The organism is Lyngbya sp. CCY1209 (assembly GCF_055795065.1).
Genome location: NZ_JAYFER010000232.1, coordinates 1 through 23,245, shown reverse-complemented (window position 1 = coordinate 23,245; position 23,245 = coordinate 1). Strand labels below are relative to the sequence as shown.

At 55.5% G+C, this 23,245-nt stretch carries 23 protein-coding genes; 9 read left to right on the top strand and 14 right to left on the bottom strand.

The window, feature by feature from the left end; all coding sequences use genetic code 11:
* Window positions 1-2: 2 nt before the first annotated feature.
* From AC0QHF_RS05440 to ptsP, 3 genes are all read right to left on the bottom strand, one after another.
* Window positions 3-389 (bottom strand): nuclear transport factor 2 family protein, encoded by a 387-nt coding sequence (locus AC0QHF_RS05440; RefSeq protein WP_324703172.1) that lies wholly within the window; start codon window positions 387-389, stop codon window positions 3-5.
* Between the two features lie 26 nt (window positions 390-415).
* Window positions 416-784 carry a Lin0512 family protein gene (locus AC0QHF_RS05435; protein WP_324703171.1) on the bottom strand — a complete coding sequence of 123 codons (369 nt, stop codon included), beginning with the start codon at window positions 782-784 and terminating at the stop codon, window positions 416-418.
* Between the two features lie 137 nt (window positions 785-921).
* Window positions 922-3,426, bottom strand: coding sequence for a phosphoenolpyruvate--protein phosphotransferase (gene ptsP / locus AC0QHF_RS05430; protein WP_324703170.1), 2,505 nt, complete (start codon window positions 3,424-3,426; stop codon window positions 922-924).
* 153 nt (window positions 3,427-3,579) lie between these two features.
* Here ptsP and AC0QHF_RS05425 point away from each other — a divergent pair, with 153 nt between their 5' ends.
* Window positions 3,580-4,053, top strand: a complete 474-nt coding sequence (locus tag AC0QHF_RS05425) for a type IV pilin-like G/H family protein (RefSeq protein WP_324703169.1) — start codon at window positions 3,580-3,582, stop codon at window positions 4,051-4,053.
* 16 nt (window positions 4,054-4,069) lie between these two features.
* Here the strand turns inward: AC0QHF_RS05425 and AC0QHF_RS05420 are convergent, their stop codons facing one another.
* Window positions 4,070-4,600: a hypothetical protein gene (locus AC0QHF_RS05420; RefSeq protein WP_324703168.1), complete on the bottom strand. Its 531-nt coding sequence runs from the start codon at window positions 4,598-4,600 to the stop codon at window positions 4,070-4,072.
* 321 nt (window positions 4,601-4,921) lie between these two features.
* Window positions 4,922-5,863, bottom strand: a complete 942-nt coding sequence (locus AC0QHF_RS05415; RefSeq protein ID WP_324703167.1) for an NAD-dependent epimerase/dehydratase family protein — start codon at window positions 5,861-5,863, stop codon at window positions 4,922-4,924.
* 256 nt (window positions 5,864-6,119) lie between these two features.
* Between AC0QHF_RS05415 and AC0QHF_RS05410 the strand changes: the two genes are divergently transcribed.
* Both AC0QHF_RS05410 and AC0QHF_RS05405 read left to right on the top strand, forming a co-directional pair.
* Window positions 6,120-6,269 (top strand): hypothetical protein, encoded by a 150-nt coding sequence (locus AC0QHF_RS05410; protein WP_324703166.1) that lies wholly within the window; start codon window positions 6,120-6,122, stop codon window positions 6,267-6,269.
* A 68-nt stretch (window positions 6,270-6,337) separates the two neighbouring features.
* Window positions 6,338-8,329: an adenylate/guanylate cyclase domain-containing protein gene (locus tag AC0QHF_RS05405; protein ID WP_324703165.1), complete on the top strand. Its 1,992-nt coding sequence runs from the start codon at window positions 6,338-6,340 to the stop codon at window positions 8,327-8,329.
* A gap of 64 nt (window positions 8,330-8,393) precedes the next feature.
* Here AC0QHF_RS05405 and AC0QHF_RS05400 read toward each other — a convergent pair whose 3' ends face one another.
* Both AC0QHF_RS05400 and AC0QHF_RS05395 read right to left on the bottom strand, forming a co-directional pair.
* Complete coding sequence (locus AC0QHF_RS05400; protein ID WP_324703164.1) at window positions 8,394-9,218, bottom strand: calcium-binding protein; 825 nt, start codon at window positions 9,216-9,218, stop codon at window positions 8,394-8,396.
* Between the two features lie 161 nt (window positions 9,219-9,379).
* Entirely contained in the window at window positions 9,380-10,036 is a 657-nt protein-coding gene (locus AC0QHF_RS05395) for a phosphoribosylanthranilate isomerase (RefSeq protein WP_324703163.1), read from the bottom strand.
* 205 nt (window positions 10,037-10,241) lie between these two features.
* On the opposite strand from AC0QHF_RS05395, the gene psaK reads away from it, so the two are divergent.
* Together psaK and AC0QHF_RS05385 are read left to right on the top strand one after the other, a co-directional pair.
* Window positions 10,242-10,523 (top strand): photosystem I reaction center subunit PsaK, encoded by a 282-nt coding sequence (gene psaK, locus AC0QHF_RS05390; protein ID WP_324703162.1) that lies wholly within the window; start codon window positions 10,242-10,244, stop codon window positions 10,521-10,523.
* Between the two features lie 509 nt (window positions 10,524-11,032).
* Complete coding sequence (locus tag AC0QHF_RS05385; protein WP_324703161.1) at window positions 11,033-12,142, top strand: SGNH/GDSL hydrolase family protein; 1,110 nt, start codon at window positions 11,033-11,035, stop codon at window positions 12,140-12,142.
* Window positions 12,143-12,326: 184 nt separating this feature from the next.
* On the opposite strand, the gene AC0QHF_RS05380 is transcribed toward AC0QHF_RS05385, so the two are convergent.
* Both AC0QHF_RS05380 and AC0QHF_RS05375 read right to left on the bottom strand, forming a co-directional pair.
* Window positions 12,327-12,743, bottom strand: coding sequence for a hypothetical protein (locus AC0QHF_RS05380; protein WP_324703160.1), 417 nt, complete (start codon window positions 12,741-12,743; stop codon window positions 12,327-12,329).
* Between the two features lie 211 nt (window positions 12,744-12,954).
* Entirely contained in the window at window positions 12,955-13,098 is a 144-nt protein-coding gene (locus AC0QHF_RS05375) for a hypothetical protein (protein WP_324703159.1), read from the bottom strand.
* Between the two features lie 133 nt (window positions 13,099-13,231).
* On the opposite strand from AC0QHF_RS05375, the gene AC0QHF_RS05370 reads away from it, so the two are divergent.
* Window positions 13,232-14,758, top strand: coding sequence for a carboxypeptidase M32 (locus tag AC0QHF_RS05370; protein WP_324703158.1), 1,527 nt, complete (start codon window positions 13,232-13,234; stop codon window positions 14,756-14,758).
* A gap of 62 nt (window positions 14,759-14,820) precedes the next feature.
* On the opposite strand, the gene AC0QHF_RS05365 is transcribed toward AC0QHF_RS05370, so the two are convergent.
* The gene (locus tag AC0QHF_RS05365; RefSeq protein WP_324703157.1) at window positions 14,821-15,186 is read right to left on the bottom strand and encodes a hypothetical protein; all 366 of its coding nucleotides are present in this window, start codon (window positions 15,184-15,186) and stop codon (window positions 14,821-14,823) included.
* 219 nt (window positions 15,187-15,405) lie between these two features.
* Between AC0QHF_RS05365 and AC0QHF_RS05360 the strand changes: the two genes are divergently transcribed.
* Complete coding sequence (locus tag AC0QHF_RS05360; protein ID WP_324703156.1) at window positions 15,406-17,826, top strand: sucrose synthase; 2,421 nt, start codon at window positions 15,406-15,408, stop codon at window positions 17,824-17,826.
* Window positions 17,827-18,049: 223 nt separating this feature from the next.
* Window positions 18,050-18,784: a peptidoglycan-binding domain-containing protein gene (locus tag AC0QHF_RS05355; RefSeq protein ID WP_324703155.1), complete on the top strand. Its 735-nt coding sequence runs from the start codon at window positions 18,050-18,052 to the stop codon at window positions 18,782-18,784.
* Between the two features lie 27 nt (window positions 18,785-18,811).
* Here the strand turns inward: AC0QHF_RS05355 and AC0QHF_RS05350 are convergent, their stop codons facing one another.
* Both AC0QHF_RS05350 and AC0QHF_RS05345 read right to left on the bottom strand, forming a co-directional pair.
* Window positions 18,812-19,150, bottom strand: coding sequence for a hypothetical protein (locus AC0QHF_RS05350; protein WP_324703154.1), 339 nt, complete (start codon window positions 19,148-19,150; stop codon window positions 18,812-18,814).
* Between the two features lie 100 nt (window positions 19,151-19,250).
* Window positions 19,251-19,412, bottom strand: a complete 162-nt coding sequence (locus AC0QHF_RS05345) for a hypothetical protein (RefSeq protein ID WP_324703153.1) — start codon at window positions 19,410-19,412, stop codon at window positions 19,251-19,253.
* Between the two features lie 235 nt (window positions 19,413-19,647).
* On the opposite strand from AC0QHF_RS05345, the gene rimO reads away from it, so the two are divergent.
* Complete coding sequence (gene rimO / locus AC0QHF_RS05340) at window positions 19,648-20,961, top strand: 30S ribosomal protein S12 methylthiotransferase RimO (protein ID WP_324703152.1); 1,314 nt, start codon at window positions 19,648-19,650, stop codon at window positions 20,959-20,961.
* A 283-nt stretch (window positions 20,962-21,244) separates the two neighbouring features.
* Here the strand turns inward: rimO and AC0QHF_RS05335 are convergent, their stop codons facing one another.
* A complete protein-coding gene (locus AC0QHF_RS05335) occupies window positions 21,245-22,741 on the bottom strand; it encodes a hypothetical protein (protein ID WP_324703151.1) in 1,497 nt (498 codons plus the stop codon).
* A 12-nt stretch (window positions 22,742-22,753) separates the two neighbouring features.
* Window positions 22,754-23,101, bottom strand: a complete 348-nt coding sequence (locus AC0QHF_RS05330) for a hypothetical protein (protein WP_324703150.1) — start codon at window positions 23,099-23,101, stop codon at window positions 22,754-22,756.
* Window positions 23,102-23,245 lie beyond the last annotated feature (144 nt).

The window sequence follows — 23,245 nt, the reverse complement described above, 5'->3', positions numbered from 1 at the left end:
CATCAACCCCGAATTTGTGCCATCATCGCCGCGTCGTCCCAGTAGGAAAACACTTTTTTAATTTGCCCCATCTCGTCAAACTCGAAGGTGCTGATGCCCTCGGCGACTCCCCGGCGGTCATTTTTGCCCGCGCCGCGCATCGTCCACTTCACCGCCGCCCCATTTCCGGAGATAAAGATTTGGTCGGGGGAGACATCCAAACTGGCGAACGCCATCGACAGGATTCCGAAGAATTGTTGGTAGGTTTCGCGGACTTGACTCGGGGGATTGCCGACGGGATCGTAGGTGATGCCATCTGCGGCGAACAGGGCAACCCAGTCCTCCGCATTCATGGACGAGAGGGCTTGAAAATAAGCTTCTATCGCGTGGGATATCGTCTCTTTTTGCATCTGAAAACTCTCCAAAACACTCGCCATTATGAATCAGTTTCGACCCAAACGGTGACGGCGGCAACGGCGATTAACATTTCGTCATTTTTGTCGCCGAGTTCCGCGATCGCCCGCCCCTGCACCACCATCCCCCCGGACTCCAGTTTCAGGGACTTTCGCCCGAAGGGGAGTACCGCCAACACCTCCGTTTCCCGCACCGATTCCGGGTAGGGGACGGCGACTTGCACCTCGACGATCATCTCGTCCGGGTGACTCAATCCCGCCACTTCCCACACCCCCGGGAGGGCGTTGTGGGCGATCGCATTTCGGACAGCCCGGGCGGCGGCGATCGTGGGTTCCTGCCCGTGCTGATCGACCCCCATCCCCATTTCGATAATCAGCCGTTTTCTTGCCATAATTTCCTCCAATTTTGAGATCGTGTTTGTCTGTTCAATTATTGATGATATCAAATCCTGATAATTGACCACCAAACATCTGTGGTGGAGGGAGTAGGGAGTGCCGCCCAATATCAGAGTCCAGCGCCCCTCAATAATTAACAATTATTAATTGTTAAACCCAGGCGAGATCTGACCAACTCCCGGACGGCGATCGCCGACTCCAACTGTAACGCTTCCCGGGCGATCGCTTCTGCCTCGTCGCGACGGATTCGGGAAATCGTCATCTTCACCATCGGGATCGCCTGGGGGTTCAAACTCAACTCGTGGGCCCCCAACCCCATCCAAATGGGAACCGCCACCGGGTCGGCGGCCAACTCCCCGCACACGGACGCCCAAATTCCGGCCCGTTTCGCCGCGGCGATGGTTTCGGCCACCAGGCGCAAGACGGCGGGTTCCAGGGCATCGGTGAGGGCGGCGACCTTGGAATTGGTGCGGTCGGCGGCCATCGCGTATTGCGTCAAATCGTTAGTCCCGATGCTGAAAAAATCCACCGCTGCCGCCAACCGTTCGGCCATGAGGGCGGCGGCGGGGACCTCCACCATTGCCCCCACTTCCGGCATCTCCGAGAGGGGGACGTTTTGCCGCCGCAAATTCTCCCACTCCTCCGTCAAAATATCGCGGGCCGCGCGAATTTCCTGCAATCGCGCCACCATCGGAAACAGAATTTTGACCGGGCGATCGCACCCCACCCGCAGCAGCGCCCGCAACTGGGCACGGAGCAGGTCTGGGCGGTCCAGCAGCAGGCGGATGCCCCGCCAGCCCAAAAATGGGTTATCCTCGTCGGGGAGGCTAATTCCCGGCATGGGTTTGTCGCCGCCGATGTCCAAAATCCGCACTCCGAGGGGATGGGGGTCGATGGCATTGGCGATCGCCCGGTACAGTTCCACCTGTTCGTCCTCCGAGGGGATGCGCCGCCGCGCCAGAAACAGAAATTCGCTGCGGAGTATCCCCACCCCTTCCGCGCCGTTCTGCATGGCGATGCGGGCTTCGGCGACGCCGCTGATGTTCGCCATCACCCTGAGACGGTGGCCGTCGGCGGCGACCGCCGGATTTTGGGCGGCTTGTCGCAGATCTCGGGCGGTGGCGAGTTGCCGTTCCCGCCGGCGGCGCAACTCCTCGATTTGGTCCGGGTGAGGATCAACCCACACCTGGCCGGTGCCGCCGTCGATCGCGATCGCCGTCCCCCCCGACAAGTGGAGCAATTCCGGGCCCACACCCACCACCATCGGGATGCCGAGCGATCGCCCCAAAATGCCGCTGTGGGAAATCGAGCAACCCGCCGCCGTGCAGATGCCCAAAACGCGCTCGGGGTCGAGCTGGGCGATTTCGGAGGGGGTGAGTTCCGGGGCGACCAAAATTCCCGGTTCCCGCAACAGCAGGCAGACGGGTTCGGCCCCCGTCAGCAGTTGCAACACCCGCCGCCCCACGTCCCAAACGTCGGCCGATCGCGATCGCAGCAGGGGATCTTCGAGGTGTTCGTAGGTGGCGACGACTTCCTCGATCGCCGTTTTCCAGGCTGCCGCGGCGGTGTGGTGCTGTTCCCAAATCAGTTCCCGCGCCCGCTCCATCAGGGTCGGGTCGTCGAGGTGGAGCAGGTGGGTGGCGAAAATGGCGGCTTCGGAAGACCCGACGCGATCGGTGACGGCGCACCTCTGGCCGATTTCCCGGTGCAAGTCCAGCATTTGGGCTCGGGAACTGTCGCGGGCCCGCTGCAAAAATTCCCATTCCCGCTGGGGGTGTTCGGTGTGTTGGGTTTCGATGTGGATGGCGGCGGGTTCGCAGCGCATCACCGGGCCGATGGCGATGCCCCCGGCGGCGGGGATGCCCCGCAGGGAGCGGTCGGGCGGGGGGGAGGAAAGCCTTTGAGGGACACGGCTCCGGTTCGGCGAGGTCAATTCTTCGGTGAGGAGGTGGCGGAGGGCCTCCAGGGCGGCGGCGGCGTCGGCTCCCGTGGCGGCGATCGCGATCTCTTCCCCGTCCCGCACCCCCAGGGCGATGACTTGGTTGATGCTTTTGGCGTTGACGGGGGCGGTTCGGGCTGTTATGTTCTCTAGGGTGATGTCGGATTCAAATTGAAAGGCTAATTTCACCAGTTGGGCGGCGGGGCGGGCGTGGAGCCCGGTGCTGTGGTCGAGGGTCAGGTGCAGTTGCCCGGTCGGGAAATGCTCCGGCGGCGGACTGTCGGGGGGGTCGTGTGCCCCCAACTGCGCCAGTTTCGAGGTCATCGCATTTTCGGCCTCCGCGACGACGCGATCGAGCTCGGCGCCCCCGGCGGCGGTGACGGCCGCGGCGATCGCACCTTCGGCTAGGGGGGCGGCGCAGAGGCGGATTTGGCACCTTCGGGCGGCGGGGAAGAGTTCTAGGGCCCGTTTCGCGGCCGCCACGGCCCGCCCCAGATCGGCGAACACGACGACGCCATCGCTTTCAATGGGGGCGATTGCCTGGTAGATTTTGACGGCATCGACTTCCAGGGGGGTGTCCGGACCGCCGAGGTCGGCCACGATCGCGATCGGCACGGCGTCCCCCGCCATCTGCGCGGCCAATTCCCGGATTCCGACTGCGAGGGTGTGACTGTGGGAAACAATCGCAATTCCAACCATGTTGATGAGCCTCGACGCTGAACCGGAATAGCCATTAGCCTTCTAATCTACCAATTTTTGGAGGTTTGTTCTACGACATCATCCGATCAGGAATCGAGATGTGGCGGCCTGTAGTGGAGTTTCGAGCTCTACGTCGTTATCGAGACTCTCGCCATGTTCAAATATTTGACGGTTCTGGTTCCCCTTTTGTTGACCGGTTGTCAGTTGAATTTCTCTTCCTTCGGGGAAGATTTGGAATTGCCGCCCCTAAAACAGAGCGATCGCGCCCCGTTGATGATGCGGGCGATCGCGGTGGGACAACAGGCTTATTACGACCATCAGGGACAGTTTGCCGGTTCGGTGGAGAGCCTGTCGGCCCATCTGAATTTGGAGACGGAAAGTTATCTTTATGCGATCGAAACCGAGGGCGAATCCGCCCAGACGGTGGTGTTGACGGCGACGGCAAAAACCGACGACCTCCCCAGCTACGCCGGCGTCATGACCGCCGGGGCGACGGAGGGAGGTGTGATGATGGTGGCGAATCTGTGCCAAACAGACGAACCTTCAAAAACACCTCCCATTTTGTCCTCAATTCCCGTTCCGGGCGAGGGGTTGAAATGTCCGCCCGGTTCCAGTCCGGTCCGCTGACATTTCCATTCCAAAACTAAGCACCTGCGGGTACAAAATCGACCTCATCCGTGCCGTCGGTTTCCCCTTGACCCGAGGTGATTTGTTCCCCGTTGACTTCGATCGCAAACGGGGTTTCATCCAAGCCGGGAAGGTTGTAATCGGTCCCATCTGCGGTGTAGCCGACGCTGGCGACCATCTTCCGGCCCGCGTCGGTATATTTGAACGCCAACAGTTGATTTTTTTCTTTCTCGTTGTCGTAGGCCCAAATCACCATGCACTCTTCTCCCTGATAGGAAAACACCTTGGGAGGGCGGGTCGGAACGTAGCGCCCGGGAGCGCCAAAACTCGCGTCGAGAAATGACTGGATCGAGTCATCCTCCACCACGGCATAGGCCACTTCTTCGGGAGAAAGGTTCGCTACAGTCGCTTCTTCTTCTTCTTCTTCTACTTCAGGGACTTCTTCTTCTTTCCCCCGATTTCGGAAATAATCGACTGCCATTTTCGTGCCGATCCCGCCGACGGCTGCAACGCCGGCTCCGAGGAGAATATTGCGAAGTCTGCTCATCAGTTTTCCTCATCTGAGAATGTTAATGTTTCGACCGTCGGGTTGCATCCCGGCGATCGCGACAATTTTAACAGATTATCCGTCCGCAAGCGGCGGATCTGAAAGATATGGCGCCGCCCGCCGGGTGTGGGGTGTGGGGGAAGCGGAGGAAGCGGGTAGAACAACCCAGACCGCTTGGGAATTAATTCCCTGTTCTTATAGCAAAAATCATCGGTCGATGATTGGGGAGTTTGTACGGATCTGATATCAACTTGTCCCCTCGGCCTCCTCCACCTCTTTTCTGTGGGGGCAACCTTATAGGGTTGCCCGCTTATTGGGGTGTCAACCTTTCACGGCGTTTATAATTTCGTCGTCCAGGTCAAAATCCACCTCGGCTTTATCCTTTCCGGCGGCCAGATAATCATTTTGGAAGGAATCTTTCAACCCGTCGATCAAACTGTATTCCGGTTGCCAATCCAGTTGATTCATCGCCTTGTGGACGTCGGCGAAGAAATGTTGGACGCGCATCGGAAACGCCTTCCGCTTTCCGAAGTCGAATTGTTGGGGGTCGTAGTGGATCAATTCCAGGTCGTCCGGGGACCGTCCCGCCGCGATCGCGCCGGCCCTCGCCAACCCGTCGAAGGTGACGAAGCGATCGCCGGAGATATTGTAAATTTCCCCGATCGCCGTCTCATTTCCCAACACCGCCGCCATCGCATTTGCCAGGTCTTTGACGTGACCCAATTGGGTGATGTGCAACCCGTTGCCGGGGATGGGAATCGGCCGGCCGGCGACGATGCGATCGAAAAACCAGGACTCTAAAGGATTGTAATTTTGGGGGCCGTAAATGTATGTCGGCCGGATCGATGTCCAGGGAAGTCCGGCTTTTTGCAGGTAGGTTTCCGTCTCGTATTTCCCCAGGTGGCGACTCTTCGGATCGGTGGCGTCCCCCTCGACGTGCGGCATCTGGTCGGACTTGAGATAGACCCCCGCCGAACTCATGTAAATGAAGTGTTTGACTTTCCCGTTGAATACATCTGCCAGGGGTTTGGTGTCGCTCAATTGGCGGCCGTTGTTGTCAAAAATGACGTCGAACGTTTCGCCGGAGAGCTTTTCTTTCAACTGTTCCCCGTCGGTGCGATCGCCGTGGATTTGCCGGATGCCATCCACGGGGGCGGGTTTGTTTCCCCGGTTGAATAAAACCAATTCGTGTCCGCGATTGGCTAGAATTTTCGTGAGATAGACCCCGATAAATCGAGTCCCACCCATGATCAAAATTTTCATTCTTTACCCCTATTTATAAAGGCTGCAAAATTCGAGATTTCGGATTCGTAGAGTCGAGTATAACACTTTCCGATCCGATCGGATAGGGCGACCGCCCGCGATCGCTCTTGACAACCCCAACCCCAAGTTTTACAATTAGAGCGACACGGATATTGATGAAACCCCATAACTCGGTCGGTGTGAAATTTTCCCAATCTCCGAATGCATCACCGGAGTGCCATACAATCACAAAAAAACCACAGGATTCCATTCAGCAGTGCCGTCACAACTGACCCCAATTGCGATCGCTCTCCCGGCGAAGACAATCCAAGTCGTCCCGGAGAAAACGGGAATTTGGGGGAGAATGGGGGCGATCGCACTGCCGCATCCGAGGGCTGGAGAGAACCGCCGCCGGATCGGATTCTAGCAGTTGCCCTCCCTTTCGAGCTATACTTGCGACAGTCTCAACCTGAAATTGCCAGGTGATTGCCCTTCATGCCGTTTCCCCTTCTCCGCCGTTGCCGCCGACAGTTGAAGCGGCGTGTCGGTAACGTTTCACTCCGCACGGTTTTGGTCGTCCCATTTTTACTGCAAGTCGTATTGACGGTAAGTTTGGTGGGCTATTTTTCCTTTCGGAACGGGGAAGCGGCTGTGCAAGATTTGGCATCTCAACTGCGGGACGAACTCACCGCCCGCATCAACCAGCGCCTGCAAAGCTACGTCCGAGCCCCCCACGCCATCAACCGTCTGAACGTCGATGCATTGTCAAAGGGCGATTTAAATTTTAGCACGGGTGCGGGTTCAAATCAATTTTTGCAACAACTCAAAATAGCCTCCTACGTGAATGCCGTCTATTGCGGCGATCGCGAAACGGGAGATTTCGTCGGCGTGAGTCGCACCGGCGACGGGGCTTTTTTCGAGTTGATGATTCGCAACTCGGAGACGGACGGACGGATGTATTTATACGGTATCGACATCCGCGCCGATCGCCTCTACTTTTTGCGAGATGCCGGCCCCTACGATCCCCGAACGCGGCTTTGGTATCAAGTTGCCCGGGCATCAGCCCGGGCAAAATGGAGCGATATTTATTTAGATTTTACCACAAATATCCCCACCATTACCGCCAGTTTGCCGGCCCACGACAGTTGGGGAAATCACTTCGTCGGTGTCTGCGGAACGGACGTTTTACTGACGGAGGAATTGAGGCAATTTTTGAAAGGATTAGAAATCGGAAAAACGGGGGAAGCCTTTATTTTGGAGCGGTCTGGCATTTTAGTTTCCAGTTCCACCGACGACCCCATCACCGTCGGAACGGCCGAGGAGGCCCAAATGCTAAAAGCCACGGAAAGCCTCAATCCTTTGGTGCGGGCGACCACCCAATATTTGATACAAAAATTCGGCAACTTGCGCGGCATCCGGCGATCGCAACAGCTCGACTTTAAGATTGACGGAAAGCGGCAATTCGTGGAAGTTTTACCCTTCAATGACGACCGGGGTTTGGACTGGCTGATCGTGCTAGTCGTACCCGAATCGGATTTCATGGAACAAATTAACGCCAGCAAGCGCACCACCATTTTACTCTGCGTCGCCGTTTTGATCGTACCCACGGTATTTAGCATCGCCATGGCGAGATGGATCGGCCGGCCGATTTGGCGGCTCAGTTTGGCCAGTCAGGCGATCGCCCAAGGAGATCTGAAGCAATACGTCAAATCCGACAGCATCCGCGAACTGCGGATTTTATCCCAGTCCTTCAATACCATGAGTCGCCAACTTCGCGAGTATTTTGAAACCCTCGAAAATCGGGTGGAAGAGCGGACATTTGAACTACACCAAGAAAAGGAAAAATCCGAAAAATTATTGTTGAATATTTTACCGAAAGCCATCGCAGACCAACTCAAAGAAGAACGAAAAACCATTGCCTCCGCCATCGAAAATGTCACCATTTTATTTGCGGATATTGTCGGTTTCACACCCCTTTCAGCCCGGGTTCCCCCCATCGAATTGGTGGGATTGCTCAACCAGATGTTTTCGCGGTTCGACGAACTGGCGGAACGCCACAAATTGGAGAAAATCAAGACCATCGGGGACGCCTACATGGTCGTCGGCGGGTTGCCCATTCCCCGGGACGACCACGCCGAAGCGATCGCGGATATGGCGATCGAAATGCAGCAAATTATGGACGAATTTAACGCCTGTCAAATTTTGGGAAATATTCCCGGATGTGAAAACTTCCAAATTCGGATCGGCATCAACACCGGTCCCGTCGTCGCCGGAGTCATCGGCATCAAAAAATTCTCCTACGATTTGTGGGGAAATGCCGTCAACATCGCCTCCCGTATGGAATCCTCCGGCGAACCCGGACGCATCCAAGTCACGGATGTCACCTACGAACGCTTAAAATACCGCTACAAATTTGAACCGAGAGGCACGATAAAAGTGAAAGGAAAAGGTGACATGACCACCTACTGGCTAATCGAAAAATTGTAGGAAATGGCGAGGGGGGAAAATTGAATGATTAATTGTTAATTGTTAATTGTTAATTTTCCCCAAATCAAACCAACGCCAACGGATCCACAGAAACAAATTGACCGAATAACGCGAAATCGTCCGCATTCAACACCACCCCCAGAATTTCGTCGGTCGTTCTCAGGGTAATTAAAGTATCATTCGCCACCCCGTCGCCCTCGTAATCCGTGAGTCGAGTGTAGTCGATATCGGCTTCGGTGAGTCCGTCGGTGAGGGCAATTTGATCCCCGGATTCAAACCAGTCAAAATCGGTGATGACATCCACTTCATTGATCTCAAAAGAAGCCTCATCCGTGCGGAGAATAAAGATATCCCGATCGCCCCCCCCGGTGAGACTGTCAATCCCCAGATCTCCCGACAGAATATCCTCCCCGTCATTGCCGAACAACTGGTCATTTCCCTTACCGCCAAATAGGCGATCGTCCCCCTCTCCCCCTTCGATGATATCCCCGTCGCGATCGCCCCTCAAAAAGTCGTTGCCATCCTCTCCAAAAATGCGATCGTCCTGCTGTCCGCCGAATACCTCGTCATCGCCACCACCCCCGTAAACCGTATCATTTCCCTGGTTGAGAAGGATGCGTTCGCTCTCGAAAGAGGCGAACACCACATCATCGCCACCCAACGTCCAAATCCCGTCCGAATAGCCCGCTAAATCCCCCTCAAATAAAGTTATCGTATCGGGAGTTTCCTGGGCCAGGAGGCGCGGCAAACCCGACGGATCGGGGGTGAAACTAAACGCCGGCGGGGTATCGTCAAAAAAGATATCCTCAAAAAACGATTCGTCGGCATCTTCCCAGGGAGACTGCCCCAGTAAAAAACTGGAATAATTCGGATATTCTTCGGTTAACATAGTCCGGAAAAAAAGAAAAAATTATCCAACCGTTGTTGCGCTTCAGCGCTTCAGAAAAGGGTTCAAGCCCCACAACAACTTCAGAAGTACCCCGTCAATATAGTCGCCAAAACTGGGGTGAGAGTTCCGGACTATTTCCAATTCAATTGCATCTGCCATTCTCAGATGCGATCGCCCGCAGGTGAGACGGGATTCTCTCTCAAAACCCGAAACAATTTCGCCACCTTTTCCATATCCTTGTCCCCCGGCGATCGCTCCACGCCGCTGGAGAGATCGATGCCGTCGGGTTGTAGCAGTGTCAGGGCATCTGTGATATTATCCGGAGTCAGACCCCCCGCCAGGAACCAGGGACACCCGGGGCGAAATTCCCGCAGCGATCGCCAGTCCAGGGTGCGGCCGGTCCCCCCCAACTGCCGGGGATGGTAGGCATCGAGGAGGAGGGCATCAACGTGGGGGACGAAGGCGGCGGCGGCGTCGAGGGCCTCCGGCGTTTTGACGCGGATCGCCCGGATCAGTTCGCACGTCGGCAGGGCATCCCGCAGGCGATCGCACAGTTCGACGGACTCGCCCCCGTGCAGTTGCACCCCCGTCAGCTTCCCGGCCGCGACGGTATCGCGGATCTCCTCGAAAGTCGCATTGGCGAAAACCCCGATCCGGGCGACGGTTTCCGGCAGGTGAGGCGCCATCGCCCCGATGTCCTCGGCCCGGATCTGGCGGGGGGAGGCGGGCACGCAGATGAACCCCAACGCCGTCGCCCCCAGTTCGGCGATCGCCCGTCCCTGTTCGAGTTGAGTGATCCCACAAATTTTGATTCGCATCGATGCCCTTCGATTGACGCCATCCCTGATCAAATCATACCAGGAGCGGGCAAAATGTGGGAAACGGCCTGGGAGTGTTAATTTTTAAAACAAAATCTTGCTTTTAAACAACTTTTTCCTATAATTGTTTCCGAAACTTTTTTCGGTTTCTTAAAAATTGCAAATCCGTTGGCCGTAAACCTATTAATTGGGAGAAAAAAAATTGATGAATTCGACTCTAATTTTTGGCCTACAATCCACCACCCCCTCCACCCCGGAATGGTCTTTGACCGTGGGAATTATCATGATTTTGTGCAATATTTTTGCGATCGTGGTCGGCTACTACGCCATTTCCAAAGAAAATCGCGGTCAGGGTCCGGCCTTGCCGGTTTCCCTCCCCCGGGTCTTCACCGGTTTCGGCTTCCCGGAACTCCTCGCCACCGCCAGCTTTGGGCATATCCTGGGGGCGGGGGTCATCCTCGGCCTGTCCTATACCGGCGTCCTCTAGGGTTTTGAATCCCCCTCCTTTTCAAGCCGGGCCGTTTCATTGTCCCCGAAAAATGGCGACCGGGGCTCCCGAGGCAGAGGGAGATTTTTCTGAATCAACAAGGGGTTCAATCCCCTTGTTTCACGCCTTAAAATACCTTGCTCCTGTCTCTCCTCAACGGTTTTCCTCGTCAACCTCGACAAGGGGCGACCTCCCCTTGTTGAACCGAGAATGAAACGGCCGGACCCTGACAAAGGGGGGATGGGGGCGGGGGGGGATCGAAGGGGGATTCGGCGTCGGGCTGTCCGCCGGACACATTGACAAATTGACTTAAAAATGGTATAATTTCCGCTGCGATCGCGGCTGAATTCGGTTGTCAAAATTTTCGGTCTTCGTTTCCCGTTATCCTAATTTCTAACTTCACAGTTTTCGGGGCGACAGGCGTGATAACAAATGCGATCGCTTTACAAAAGCTTTATCAAATAAAGAACCAGGCTTTACACAGGCATCTGTAATTGTACCGAGTCCAGATGTTAACGTTAGCATACAACATCTACGCAATTTATCAAATCACACCAGGGATGATCATGAAAAGCATCTACAAAGGCTTATCATTAGCCACAACTTCCATCATGGGTGCGATCGCGATCGGTACATTTACCGAACTTCCTGCCAAAGCGGCAACATTAAATTTCGGGGAAATGTATGTATTTGGAGATAGTCTGTCGGACACGGGGAATATCTTTTCCGCCACGGGTGGAGCCTATCCCCCCAGCCCGCCCTACTTTGAAGGAAGGACTTCCAACGGGCCGCTGTGGATCGATTATTTTGGCAACAAATTGGGTTTAAATCCCGGGTTGGCATTCGCTCCATCTTTCCCCGCAAATGGGTTAAATTTCGCGTTTAATGGGGCGACCACCGGAACGGAAAACACCACGGACGATCAGGGACAATTTCAGGCTTTAAATTTAACTTTCCCCGGTTTATCCGATCAAATCGACGCATTTGAAGCATATAACACTTTTGGATCAACCCATCCCGATGCACTTTATGTCATTTGGGCGGGGGCGAATGATTACTTGGGAGGGGGTCAAATCGATCCCACCGTTCCGGTTAACAATTTATCCGATGCCGTGACCGACCTTTACAATGTTGGAGCCCGCAATTTCTTGCTATTGAATTTGCCGAGATTGGGAGAAGCGCCCATCGCGGACTTGAATCCTTTCGACCCGGAAAATGACATCGATAATGATGCACTCAACACTCTAATCACCTTCCATAATCAGGGATTAAACCTGGCTGTCGCGGGGTTGAATCAAAACTTGACCGGCGCTAATATCAGCTTATTTGACGTGGCAGGTTTGTTCGACGATGCGATCGCCAATCCCGGGCAATACGGATTTACGAATGTAACAGATCCCTGCTTCTCAATTACCACGGGTACCATTTGTAACGACCCGGAAAATTATTTATTTTGGGATTTTGTCCACCCGACGACGAAGACCAATGAAATCATCGCCCGGGCGGCTTACGACCAACTCAAAGACGATTTCAAAACCGTCCCCGAGCCTTCGGCGACCCTCGCCCTGGCCGGTTTGGGGGTCGGCTTGCTGGCGAAGAAATCCACCGCCAAAAAATAAACTGTAAAAATCAATAAACTTGGGGGGTGTAATTCAAAAGCAGCCCCCCTCCTTACAAGGGGAAAAATCCAGTGGGGAATCAATCGTGAGTTGGCGGTGTGAGGAGCAGACCTAAAAAATCGATCGAAAGGCAAAAGGGATTGAAAAAGTTCAATCTATAGCACAATTTTCGCCGGACGGAACTTTAATTTTCATCGGTCCCGGCGCTGCCGGCAGTCCTGCGGCCGATTTCCCGAATCAACTCCACCAACCCGTTGGCTAACCGGGAGGCGACGACGGTTCCCTCGAAGTCAAACTCGGGGCTTTGAAGGGCTTCGACCAACATCCATTTGCCCGTCTCCGTCATCGACACCATTGGAACTTGATTGTCCTTGTCAATCTCGATCGCGCCGGCACTTTTGAGGTCGTCGTAGAGACCCTGATAGATGCCGACCTTCTTGCCCTGACGCTTTTGTTTGACTTTACTCGTCAGGTCGCTTTTCTTGACCTTGCTATCGGTACCACCCAATGCCCATAAAGTCAGAAGCAGTCGGGTTTTAGCCTTGTCGTCCATTTCACCCGTGGCGGGTTTGGGCGCGTCATTGTAATCCATTGTTGACATATCGCTCATCGATTCAGACATGAAAATACCATCAGATTGTACAACAGATAATAATTGATCCAAATCCGATGCGAACCGCAATTCGCCTAGGGATGGGAACGGGAGAGAATTTTCGGAAGAGCGTTGGCAACAAAGGGGGGGAGGCGATGGCGCAACTATAAATTGTCGGGCCGATCGTCGATCTTGAGAAACCCGATTCTCGCAAAACCGATCAGACGGGAAACAGATCGACAGGTTCCCCGATGGTCAACCGCCGTCCCGGCGGCGGACGCGCCCAATCGGCGCAACTCCTGCCATACAGGGCAATGAGCCCCGGGCTTTCAGCCGTCGGCAGGGGTTGACCGAGAGTCATCATTCTTGCACCGGCCGGATGTCCCACCAATTCTCGGAAACCCGGGGGAGGGGCGCCCCTGCCGGAAGCGATCGGGGTTGAGCGCAATGAGTGGCAAACTAGAGATGAAAATTACAATCCCACGAATTCCCGAATCATGCCCCCCCTGCCCACGAACGATCCGCAATTCCTGGAACTCCGGCGTCGCCTGCGCGAGATCCAGGATGTCAAAGCAGCAATTGCCCTGTTGCAGTGGGATCAGGCGACCCATATGCCCGACGGCGGCACCGCGGCCCGGGCGCGTCAGATCGCGACCCTGAAACAGATCGCCCATCAAAAATTCACCGATGCGGCCGTCGGCGACCTGTTGGAGCGACTCTCGGCCCGGGAAGTCCCCGTTGACGACCCGATCGCGGCCGGTTGGCTGCGGAGAATCCGCCGGGAGTACGGGCGATGGCGGCGCATCCCGCCGCCGTTCGTCGCCCGCGCCGCCGAGCACCAGGCGATCGCCTACGGTGCCTGGGTCGCAGCCCGCGCCGAGGGGGATTTTCGGGCCGTGGAACCGCTGCTGGAGGGCACCCTCGACCTGAGTCGGGAGTTCGCCGGCTTTTTTCCGGAGGCCGATCACCTGGCCGACCCCCTGATCCAAAACAGCGATCGCGGCCTGAGCGTTTCCCGGTTGCGATCGCTGTTCGAGCCGCTGCACCGGGAACTCCACGCCATCCTCGACGCCATCCTCGCCGCCCCCCCCGCCAACGACACCTGCCTGCACCAGTTCTACTCCGAAATCGACCAAATCAACTTCTGCAACTGCATCCTGTCCCGGATGGGCTACGACTTCCGGCGGGGTCGCCGGGACACCGCCCCCCACCCCCTGACGGCTCCATTTTCCCCGGGGGACGTCCGCCTCGCCGCCCTCCTGAGCGAACATCACCTGCATCGCGCCCTGTTCAGTACCATCCACGAGGCGGGTTACGCCCTCTACGAACAAAGTCGCGACCCCGAACTCGACGGGGCCGACTGGGGGGGAGGGGCATCTTCGATCTTCGGCCACACTCAGTCTAAACTGTGGGAAAACCGGGTCGGTCGCAGCCGCGCGTTTTGGGAGTGGTTCTACCCCCAACTACAGGGGATGTTTATCCGCCAGTTGGGCCACCTGTCGGCTGACCAATTTTATCGGGCCCTGCACCGGGTTCAACCCGGGCCCCTGCGTAGCGAAGCCGACGAAATCACCCACAACCTCCACGTCATCATCCGGTTCGAGCTGGAGTCGGATCTGCTGGAGGGGAAACTCGCCGTCGCCGACCTGCCGGAAGCCTGGAACGAAGGGTACCGGCGGGAATTCGGCCGCGTCCCCCGGAGCGATCGCGACGGGGTTTTGCAGGACCCCCACTGGTACGGGGGGTGGGTCGGGGGGATGTTCCAGGGCTATGCCCTCGGCGACCTGATCGGGACCCAACTCTACGAGGCCGCCGTCCGCGAAGACCCCGAAATCCCCGTCGATATCGAGCGGGGGAATTTCACACGGCTCCACGACTGGCTGCGGCGGACTGTCTACCCGGCCGCAGGCGAGGACAGGGTCCAGGTGTGGGTGGAGCGGGTGACGGGCAGCCCCCCGAGTCTCGAACCCTTCCTGGAGTACCTGCGAAATAAGTACGGATATCTTTATAATTGTAAATTTTAGAGTTTTGCTTCTTAAGATTGGGATACACTATTTTATAGTGCCTAAAAGGTGGGGATCTCGATTCACATCACGGTTGACCCGGCCCGGTCAACGTCGCACCCCTCCGCTCGGCTGCGGTCGGTGGGTCGGGGCATCTGAATGGCAAAGTTTCGGTGCATCTCCCCGTCATTCGGAAGCGGTAAAGGGTCGGCTGCTGTTGAAGGCGAAGTCCGTCGTTTTTTCCAATTGCTGCGGTCAAATGAATAAGGCGGCGGGCCGGACGGGCGCGGCCGGGGGCCGGAGTCGGGAGCCATTGATGCGATCGTCAAAATTTGCCGATCGCCCGGCTCATTTTTCGCATCTTCTCCGCCAACTTTTGACCGCAATTGAGGGGACTTTTTGACCGACAATAGGGGACGATAAACGCCGGCAAAACCGCGCCGAAACAAATCTATATTTGGGAGGATGTATCATTGAAACCGACGATCAAGAATTGAAATTGATAGCATTCCCGTCGGCAATAAGACACAAAAATGAGGAATTTAAAAAGCCGATAAAACGGCATCAAATTTGCTTGTTTTGGTCGGGTTTTAAACGGGCCGACTAGCGGAGCTATCGGTTGTCAAATCGCCCCCCATATCGAACGAACGACTGACCAGGAGAATTTCATGTCCGAACTCATTCAAGCCGTCATCGATGGCGATGAAAAAAATGACTTGCGCCAGTTCACCGGCGAACTCAGAGTTTCCGAAAAGCGCTACTTGCTGCGAAACGACATTTTACAGGCCTTTTCCGAATACTGCAAAAAATTTGAAAAAACCGAGGCTTTCATCCACGGCTCAAACCTCAGCAAGTTGATCTACTACACCCAAGAAATTATCCTCGAAAATGAAAGCATTTGCCTGATCGTCCGCCCCAAAATTGCCACCCAAGAACGGTTTCGACTCTGGCCGGATTTGTCCGTCGAAACGATGGACATCTCCGCTCTTCTCGACACCCGCGATCGCTTCGTCAACCACTACCACCCCAACGAAGGCGACGTTTTAGAAATCGATTTCGGCTCCTTTTACGACTACTCCCCCAAACTCCGCGACTCCAAAAACATCGGCAAGGGCGTCCGCTACCTGAACCGCTACTTATCCAGTAAACTCTTCCAAGATGCCCGCCAGTGGCTCGAAGCCCTGTACAAATTTCTCAGCCTGCATTCTTACAACGGAATGCAACTGCTGATCAACGATCGCATCCGCAACCAAGATCAACTCTCCGAAGCCGTCAAAAAAGGCATCGCACTGCTCAACAGCCGCCCCCCCAAAGAACCCTACGAAAAATTCCGGTTTGAATTCCAAAACATGGGCTTCGAGCCGGGGTGGGGAAACACCGCCAAACGGGCGCTAGAAACCTTGGAAATGCTCGACGAACTCCTCGACTCCCCGGACGACGAGGTGCTCGAAGCCTTCCTCGCCCGCATCCCCATGATCTTCCGCATCGTCCTCGTCTCCGTCCACGGCTGGTTCGGTCAGGAGGGGGTGCTCGGCCGCCCCGACACGGGGGGGCAGGTGGTCTACATTTTAGACCAGGCCCGCAGCCTGGAACAGGAACTCGAAGAAGAGCTGAAACTCTCCGGTTTGAGCGCCCTGGGCATCCACCCGAAAGTGATCATTTTGACCCGCCTGATTCCCGACAGCGACGGCACCCGCTGTCACCAGCGGTTGGAGAAAGTTTACGGCACCGAAAACGCCTGGATTCTCCGGGTTCCGTTCCGGGAATTCAACCCCAACGTTACCCAACATTGGATGTCGCGATTTGAAATCTGGCCCTATTTGGAGACGTTCGCGATCGACGCCGAAAAGGAACTTCTGGCCGAGTTCAAAGGTTCCCCAGACCTGATCGTGGGCAACTATTCCGACGGCAATTTGGTGGCATTTTTGCTGTGTCGGAGGCTGAACGTGATCCAGTGCAACGTCGCCCACGCCCTGGAAAAATCCAAGTACCTGTTCAGCGATTTGTACTGGCAGAACATGGAGGATAACTATCACTTCTCCCTGCAATTTACCGCCGATTTGATCGCCATGAACGCGGCGAATTTTATCATTGGCAGTACCTACCAGGAAATTATCGGCACGACGGATAGCGTCGGCCAGTACGAATCCTACAAATCCTTTACCATGCCGGGACTGTACCATGTGGTGGATGGACTGGAATTATTCAGCCCCAAATTCAACGTGGTACCGCCGGGGGTCAACGAGGCGATTTTCTTCCCCTACACCCGCACAGAAGACCGCATCCAGAGCGATCGCGATCGGATCGAAGATTTGATTTTCCACCTCGACGACCCCGCCAAGGTGTACGGAAAACTGGCCGATCCGAGTAAATTTCCCCTCTTCTCCGTCGCCCGCCTCGACCGGATCAAAAACATCACCGGCCTGGTGGAGTGCTACGGCCAACATCCGGAACTACAAGAAAAGGCGAACCTCATTTTCATCACCGGAAAGCTGCGGGTCGAGGATTCCATCGATCGCGAAGAGGCTGAAGAAATCGAAAAGATGTACCGCATCATCGAGCAGTACGACCTCTACGACAAAGTGCGCTGGCTCGGTGTCCGGCTCTCCAAAACCGACACCGGGGAGATGTACCGGGTCATCGCCGACCACCACGGGATCTTCGTCCAACCCGCCCTATTCGAGGCCTTTGGGCTGACTATTTTGGAGGCGATGATCTCCGGGTTGCCCACCTTTGCCACCCAATTCGGCGGCCCGCTGGAAATTATCAAAGACAAGATCAACGGATATTATATCAACCCCACCAACTACGACGAAACCGCCGCCAAGTTGGACGAATTCCTAGTCCGCTGCGGCTACAATATCGGGTTCTGGAACGAGATTTCCCAGCGGGGCATGGATCGGGTTTACAGCAGCTACACCTGGAAAATTCACACCTCCCGGCTGCTGACGCTGACCCGGGTCTACGGGTTCTGGAATTACGTTTCCAAGCAAAAGCGGGAAGACATGATCCGCTATTTGGAAGCCCTGTTCCACCTGATTTACAAACCCCGCGCCCGGGAGTTGTTGCAACAGCACTTGCAACGTTAGGATCGGGGCAGGATTGGGGGATGGGGACCTCAATTTTAGATGGTCGGGGCGCGAGGGCTGGCGTCCCGATTTGAACTCCCCCGCCCCCCCGATCGGTTTTGCGAGTTCGGCTTCCCCGGAGCGGTTGACCCTCGTCGGTTAACCATTCCGGATGATAAAATTCGATTCAGAAGCTTGATTCAAAGCCATAAAGTCGAAATCATTAAATAACGAGATCTGTACTATGGGTATCAAAACTGCTATCATCGCCGGGTTGTTGGCCCTGGCAATTCCGAGCTTTGGCGCCCCCGCGATCGCCAATTCCGGCGCGGAATCCACCCTCGAAGACCGGGAACTCGAGGAACTGTTGATGCCGGGGGGCGATCGCCCCACGTTCTCGTTTTCCGAAAATGAAAGATTGGAACGGGAATTATTTTCCGACCCCTTTTATAAACCCGACAAGGAAGCGATCGAGCGACAGGTTTTTTCCGAACCCTACTACCAGCCGGAAACGCGGCCGACCCGCCCCCGGGAAATGACCCTGGCGCGGGGGACTCAGGGCTCCCAGGTGGCCGGCTTGCAGCAGCGGCTACAGGTCCACGGGTTTTATTCGAGCCAGGTTGACAGCATCTTCGGCCCCCGTACCGAGCGGGCCGTGGAGGAGTTCCAGGCCTCCCGAGGTTTGGCGGTGACCGGGGAAGTCGATCGCGCCACCTGGCAGGCTTTATCCGCCGACCCGCCACAGCAGGAGGCGGTGTCCGAGGAACTCGTCCTGGAAAAGGGGGCGCGGGGCTCGAAGGTGAAAACCCTGCAAATTCGCCTGGGCTTGAAAGGACACGCTCCGGGTCCGGTTGACGGGGTTTTCGGGCCGCGGACCCTGGCGGCGGTGAGCGACTTTCAGCAGGCGGTGGGCCTGGAACCGACGGGGGTCGTGGATGAGAAAACCTGGGCGATTTTGGGCCGGGAGTGGTCTAACTGAATCTGGAGGGGCGGCACTCCCGTCCCCCTAGGGGTGCGGTCTTTTTTTTTCAGCCGGTTCGGCGCCGCCGTCGGGCGATCGCTCCATTTCCCACAGCACTCGCAGGGCGGACTCGCGGGTTGTCCGAAGCCCGTTTTCCCCCGATTCCGGACGGCAAATGGAGCAGGTCTGCTGACAAGTACCCACGTTGTCGGCGAACATTCTCAACTCGTAAAGCTGCTCGATCACATAGTCGAGGCGGGTGCGATCATCTTCTTCTTCGGTTCGATGTTTGGCGACATCGAGCAATAAAATCATGTCGGTAATTTTGGCAAATATCGCCGACTTGTCTTTTTGGAGTTGGTAGGGGCATAAAGAGCAAAACATCGATTCTTGTGATTTTCAAGTTATTTTCGAGCCGGCTTCTTTCATTGTTGAATCTAAAAATAACGGTGTCATCAGTCCAAAGGTAGATTTTTAATAATTGTCAAATTTTTCCGAAAATCGGCCCCGTGTCGCCCCAAGTTCGGACGGGATTGTAAAGAATTGCCACCCAAAGATCCGCGATCGCCCCCTTCAGTTTGACCGACAATTGCCAGTGATGGAGTCCTGCGGTCTGGCGATCGCCGAGTCCAACAAACCGCCCCAAAACTATCGATAGAAAATCCAGAGCATCAATCGGAAAACATCTGACGTCAGCTCCCTGTCACCCCACAGCCTCCCCAATCATCTGGAGCGCGCACTGCTATAGGGGCGCAAGCCTTACGCCCGTTTCTGGACTCCCTCCACTCCCTTTTCCTGTTGCCTATTGCCTATTCCCTGTTGCCTGCTATAAAATAAAGAACCTGTCCTGTCGCGTTTGTGCATCCAAACTTCAATCACCAATGGCAACAAAGCCGACGATCGCCTTCTCCCACCTCGGTTGCGAAAAAAATCGCATCGACACCGAACACATGATCGGCCTGGTCGCCGAAGCCGGATATCAGGTCGATTCCGACGAAGACGCCGCCGATTACGTCGTCGTCAACACCTGCAGCTTCATCGAAGCGGCCCGGGAAGAATCCGTCCGCACCCTGGTGGAACTCGCCGAAGCCAACAAAAAAGTCGTGATCACCGGATGCATGGCCCAGCACTTCCAGGACCAACTCCTCGAAGAACTCCCGGAAGCCGTGGCCCTGGTGGGCACCGGGGACTATCATAAAATCGCCGACGTCATCGATCGCGTCGAAAAGGGCGATCGCGTCCGGGAAGTGTCCGCCGAGCCCACCTACATCGCCGACGACACCGTACCCCGCTACCGCACCACCACCGAGGGTGTCGCCTACCTGCGGGTCGCCGAGGGGTGCAACTACCGCTGCGCCTTCTGCATCATCCCCCACCTGCGCGGAAACCAGCGATCGCGCACCATCGAATCCATCGTCTCTGAAGCCCAACAACTGGCCGATCAGGGCGTGAAAGAACTGGTGCTGATCTCCCAGATTACCACCAACTACGGCACCGACATCTACGGCGAACCCAAACTCGCCGACCTGATCCGCGCCCTGGGAACCGTGGACGTACCCTGGATACGGATGCACTACGCCTACCCCACCGGCCTCACCCCCAAGGTCATCGCCGCCATCCAGGAAACCCCCAACGTCCTCCCCTATCTGGATTTGCCGCTGCAACACTCCCACCCGGAGATCCTACGGGCCATGAACCGCCCCTGGCAGGGCCGCGTCAACGACGACATCATCGAAAATATCAAAACCGCCCTGCCGGATGCCGTGATGCGGACGACGTTTATCGTCGGCTTCCCCGGCGAAACCAACGCCCATTTCGAGCATTTACTCAACTTCGTCCGCCGCCACGAGTTCGATCACGTCGGCGTTTTCACCTTCTCCCCGGAAGAGGGAACCCCCGCCTACACCCTCCCCAACCCCGTCCCGGAAGCGGTGATGGAAGCGCGGCGGGACGCGATCATGAAGGTCCAGCAGCCCATCTCCCTGAAGCGAAACCGTCAATGTGTCGGGGAAGTGGTGGACGTGCTCATCGAACAGGAGAACCCCGCCACCGGGGAACTCGTGGGGCGATCGGCCCGTTTCGCCCCCGAGGTGGACGGGTTGGTGTATGTGGAGGGCGGCGCCCGTTTGGGGTCCTTGGTGCCGGTGAAAATTACCGACGCCGACGTTTATGACCTGTACGGGCACACGGTTTGAAAAAATAGCGCGTGGTGAATTGTAGGGGCGCAAGGCTTGCGCCCTGATTTTTAGTGCTTTCGCGTAGTAGACCGTTTCGGCTCAAATGAGGCAAAATTCAAAACGTAGCACAGGCATCTTGCCTGTGGATTCAGATCCGATCACCTCATTTAAGATGAAACAGTCCAGTAGGGTGCGTTCCCACTCATCAATCGGTTTCGGGGCGGAGGTGATAGTAGGGAACGCACCAAAAGAGATGATGAAGTCCGGGCGATGCGGGTTTTAAGACGGCGTTGGCAAACCCTCAACCCGGAGTCGTCGGATGGGTGAGAGAGCGCGATCGCTTCTTTTTAAACCGCTTAATCAGACGTTTTGCCCCCCACCACGCCGCTACCGAACAGAGGATACTGATGAAAACCGCAATAAAAAACGGATGGGGATATTTGCCGTGTTCCTGTTGCCAGGGAAAGGTCATTTGTTGTGACTGAAACACCAATCCGGTGCTGGAACCGACGATCGCACCCCCGGCAATTCCCACACCGATCGCTTGTAAGTTATCCTGTAGGTTTTGGTTGGTTTCTTGGATTTGGCGATCGCGTTCTGCCTGGTCAATTTCTACCAAACCGCGAATGGTGGAAATGGTGGTATCGAGTAAGTGATAACCGGGTTGGAAGTAGTTCAAATCGGCGCGGATTTGCTCTTGAAAGGTGGGGGCTTCTTTTTGGGCGAATAACCGCCAACCCTCCGCCGGGGTTTGGGCGAGTTGTTCCATGCGTTCCAGGGTGGCTTGATAGTTCTTGGCGTTGATGGCGATCGTGTTGCGGGCGTATTCCAGGTTTCGCAGTTGTTTGGAATAGTCCAGGGAGGCCGTCAGCAGTTTTTTGAGGGTGATTTTTAGGGTGTTCAGGTCGTCGGCGGTGAGGGTTTCTCCCGTGGCGCGATCGAGGTAATTTTGATTGAATTGATTTAACTCGGTTTCGTTGTCGGTGACGATGCGATCGGCGCGATCGTAATAAATTCTGCTATCTTGAAATGCTTTGCAGATTTTGTGATAATATAACAGGAGTTCCGGCAAGTCCCAATAACACTTTTTTAGGGTCAGGGTCGGCTGTTCTTCAAATAGAAACCATATCAATAAATGACCGTAGGGATTTTCTTGTAAATCCGCCCTGGGGTTGCCGTATTCGTAGAGATAGCCGCCAAACAGGTTGTAGGCGCGATAGAAGGACGGGAATTTTTCGGGGTTTTCGGGTTGGAAGAAACTCAGCCAGCACTGGCGGGCGAGGGGTTCCAAGTCGCGGATATTTTCGGGGGATTTTTGGTTTAAATAGGCGCTCAATAACAGCGTCTGACCCAAATTTGAGGTGGAGTCGGGTTCGGGGTGAAAGCAGTTATCGGGGTTGAATTTTCCCAGGTCGGCTATTTTATATTTGTCTTTGCCGGGTGTTTCCGGTTGGTAGATATTGAGATTGAGGGCATAACTGTCGTGGAGAGATTGGGGATAAATAAAACCTTCTAATTTATCGTCTTTTGTGGTGAAAAATTTTATGGAACGTGCATCGTCGTAGAGTGTCAGCAAGTCGAAATGTTGGGAGGGTTCATCTTCGCGGAGGTGCAACGCCACGTCAACCTCGAAGGCGTCGAGGATTTTTTGATATCTCGCTTTCACCCATTGGGGGTTGATGGTTGCCTCTAAATTTTGGGGCGGTTTTGCATCGGTAGATGTCACCAAGCCGCTGTGGTATTGATAGGCGAACCAATACAGGCTGGGGGCATAAATTGGGGCGGTCGTTTCGCTCATTTGCCGATCATCTTATTTTTCGGATTGTTCTTCCGTGGCTTGTCGCACTTTTTCCACCAGTAAGGCTTTATTATAGATGGTTTCGGGTCGTTCCCCTTCGGCGGGTCTGGGGGGGGTTTCACCCTTGTTTAACATATTGGCGCGAACCGCCGCCAGTTGTGTGCGATCGAGTTTGATGTTATGATCTTTACACCAGCTTTTGATGGCTGCGGCGAGTTGCGGCGGTCTGTCTTCGGCGGCGGCTAATTTTGGTTGGAGGGTTGCCAGGTTGGTGTCCGAGTTAGTTTTCGCTTGTTCGAGGTAGGTAAGGAAGTCTTGAATGTAGAGGACAGAATCCGAGGGAATGTAATTTTCAGTCATGGCGATTATCGGGGTTTGGTCAATGATTTGATTGTATCATATCCTGTTTTTTTCGCCAATTCTTTTTAATCCTCTTTAGAGGATTTGTGCTGTGAGCTTGGGAATTGATTCCCAAGCGGTTTTGTCGTTCAACCGGATTCGATC

What these genes read in the sequence shown, in the direction of transcription:
- AC0QHF_RS05440 (WP_324703172.1), bottom strand. Translation starts at nt 389, where the DNA reads ATGCAAAAAGAGACGATATCCCACGCGATAGAAGCTTATTTTCAAGCC.
- AC0QHF_RS05435 (WP_324703171.1), bottom strand. Translation starts at nt 784, where the DNA reads ATGGCAAGAAAACGGCTGATTATCGAAATGGGGATGGGGGTCGATCAG.
- ptsP (WP_324703170.1), bottom strand. Translation starts at nt 3,426, where the DNA reads ATGGTTGGAATTGCGATTGTTTCCCACAGTCACACCCTCGCAGTCGGA.
- AC0QHF_RS05425 (WP_324703169.1), top strand. Translation starts at nt 3,580, where the DNA reads ATGTTCAAATATTTGACGGTTCTGGTTCCCCTTTTGTTGACCGGTTGT.
- AC0QHF_RS05420 (WP_324703168.1), bottom strand. Translation starts at nt 4,600, where the DNA reads ATGAGCAGACTTCGCAATATTCTCCTCGGAGCCGGCGTTGCAGCCGTC.
- AC0QHF_RS05415 (WP_324703167.1), bottom strand. Translation starts at nt 5,863, where the DNA reads ATGAAAATTTTGATCATGGGTGGGACTCGATTTATCGGGGTCTATCTC.
- AC0QHF_RS05405 (WP_324703165.1), top strand. Translation starts at nt 6,338, where the DNA reads ATGCCGTTTCCCCTTCTCCGCCGTTGCCGCCGACAGTTGAAGCGGCGT.
- AC0QHF_RS05400 (WP_324703164.1), bottom strand. Translation starts at nt 9,218, where the DNA reads ATGTTAACCGAAGAATATCCGAATTATTCCAGTTTTTTACTGGGGCAG.
- AC0QHF_RS05395 (WP_324703163.1), bottom strand. Translation starts at nt 10,036, where the DNA reads ATGCGAATCAAAATTTGTGGGATCACTCAACTCGAACAGGGACGGGCG.
- psaK (WP_324703162.1), top strand. Translation starts at nt 10,242, where the DNA reads ATGAATTCGACTCTAATTTTTGGCCTACAATCCACCACCCCCTCCACC.
- AC0QHF_RS05385 (WP_324703161.1), top strand. Translation starts at nt 11,033, where the DNA reads ATGTTAACGTTAGCATACAACATCTACGCAATTTATCAAATCACACCA.
- AC0QHF_RS05380 (WP_324703160.1), bottom strand. Translation starts at nt 12,743, where the DNA reads ATGTCAACAATGGATTACAATGACGCGCCCAAACCCGCCACGGGTGAA.
- AC0QHF_RS05375 (WP_324703159.1), bottom strand. Translation starts at nt 13,098, where the DNA reads ATGATGACTCTCGGTCAACCCCTGCCGACGGCTGAAAGCCCGGGGCTC.
- AC0QHF_RS05370 (WP_324703158.1), top strand. Translation starts at nt 13,232, where the DNA reads ATGCCCCCCCTGCCCACGAACGATCCGCAATTCCTGGAACTCCGGCGT.
- AC0QHF_RS05360 (WP_324703156.1), top strand. Translation starts at nt 15,406, where the DNA reads ATGTCCGAACTCATTCAAGCCGTCATCGATGGCGATGAAAAAAATGAC.
- AC0QHF_RS05355 (WP_324703155.1), top strand. Translation starts at nt 18,050, where the DNA reads ATGGGTATCAAAACTGCTATCATCGCCGGGTTGTTGGCCCTGGCAATT.
- AC0QHF_RS05350 (WP_324703154.1), bottom strand. Translation starts at nt 19,150, where the DNA reads ATGTTTTGCTCTTTATGCCCCTACCAACTCCAAAAAGACAAGTCGGCG.
- rimO (WP_324703152.1), top strand. Translation starts at nt 19,648, where the DNA reads ATGGCAACAAAGCCGACGATCGCCTTCTCCCACCTCGGTTGCGAAAAA.
- AC0QHF_RS05335 (WP_324703151.1), bottom strand. Translation starts at nt 22,741, where the DNA reads ATGAGCGAAACGACCGCCCCAATTTATGCCCCCAGCCTGTATTGGTTC.
- AC0QHF_RS05330 (WP_324703150.1), bottom strand. Translation starts at nt 23,101, where the DNA reads ATGACTGAAAATTACATTCCCTCGGATTCTGTCCTCTACATTCAAGAC.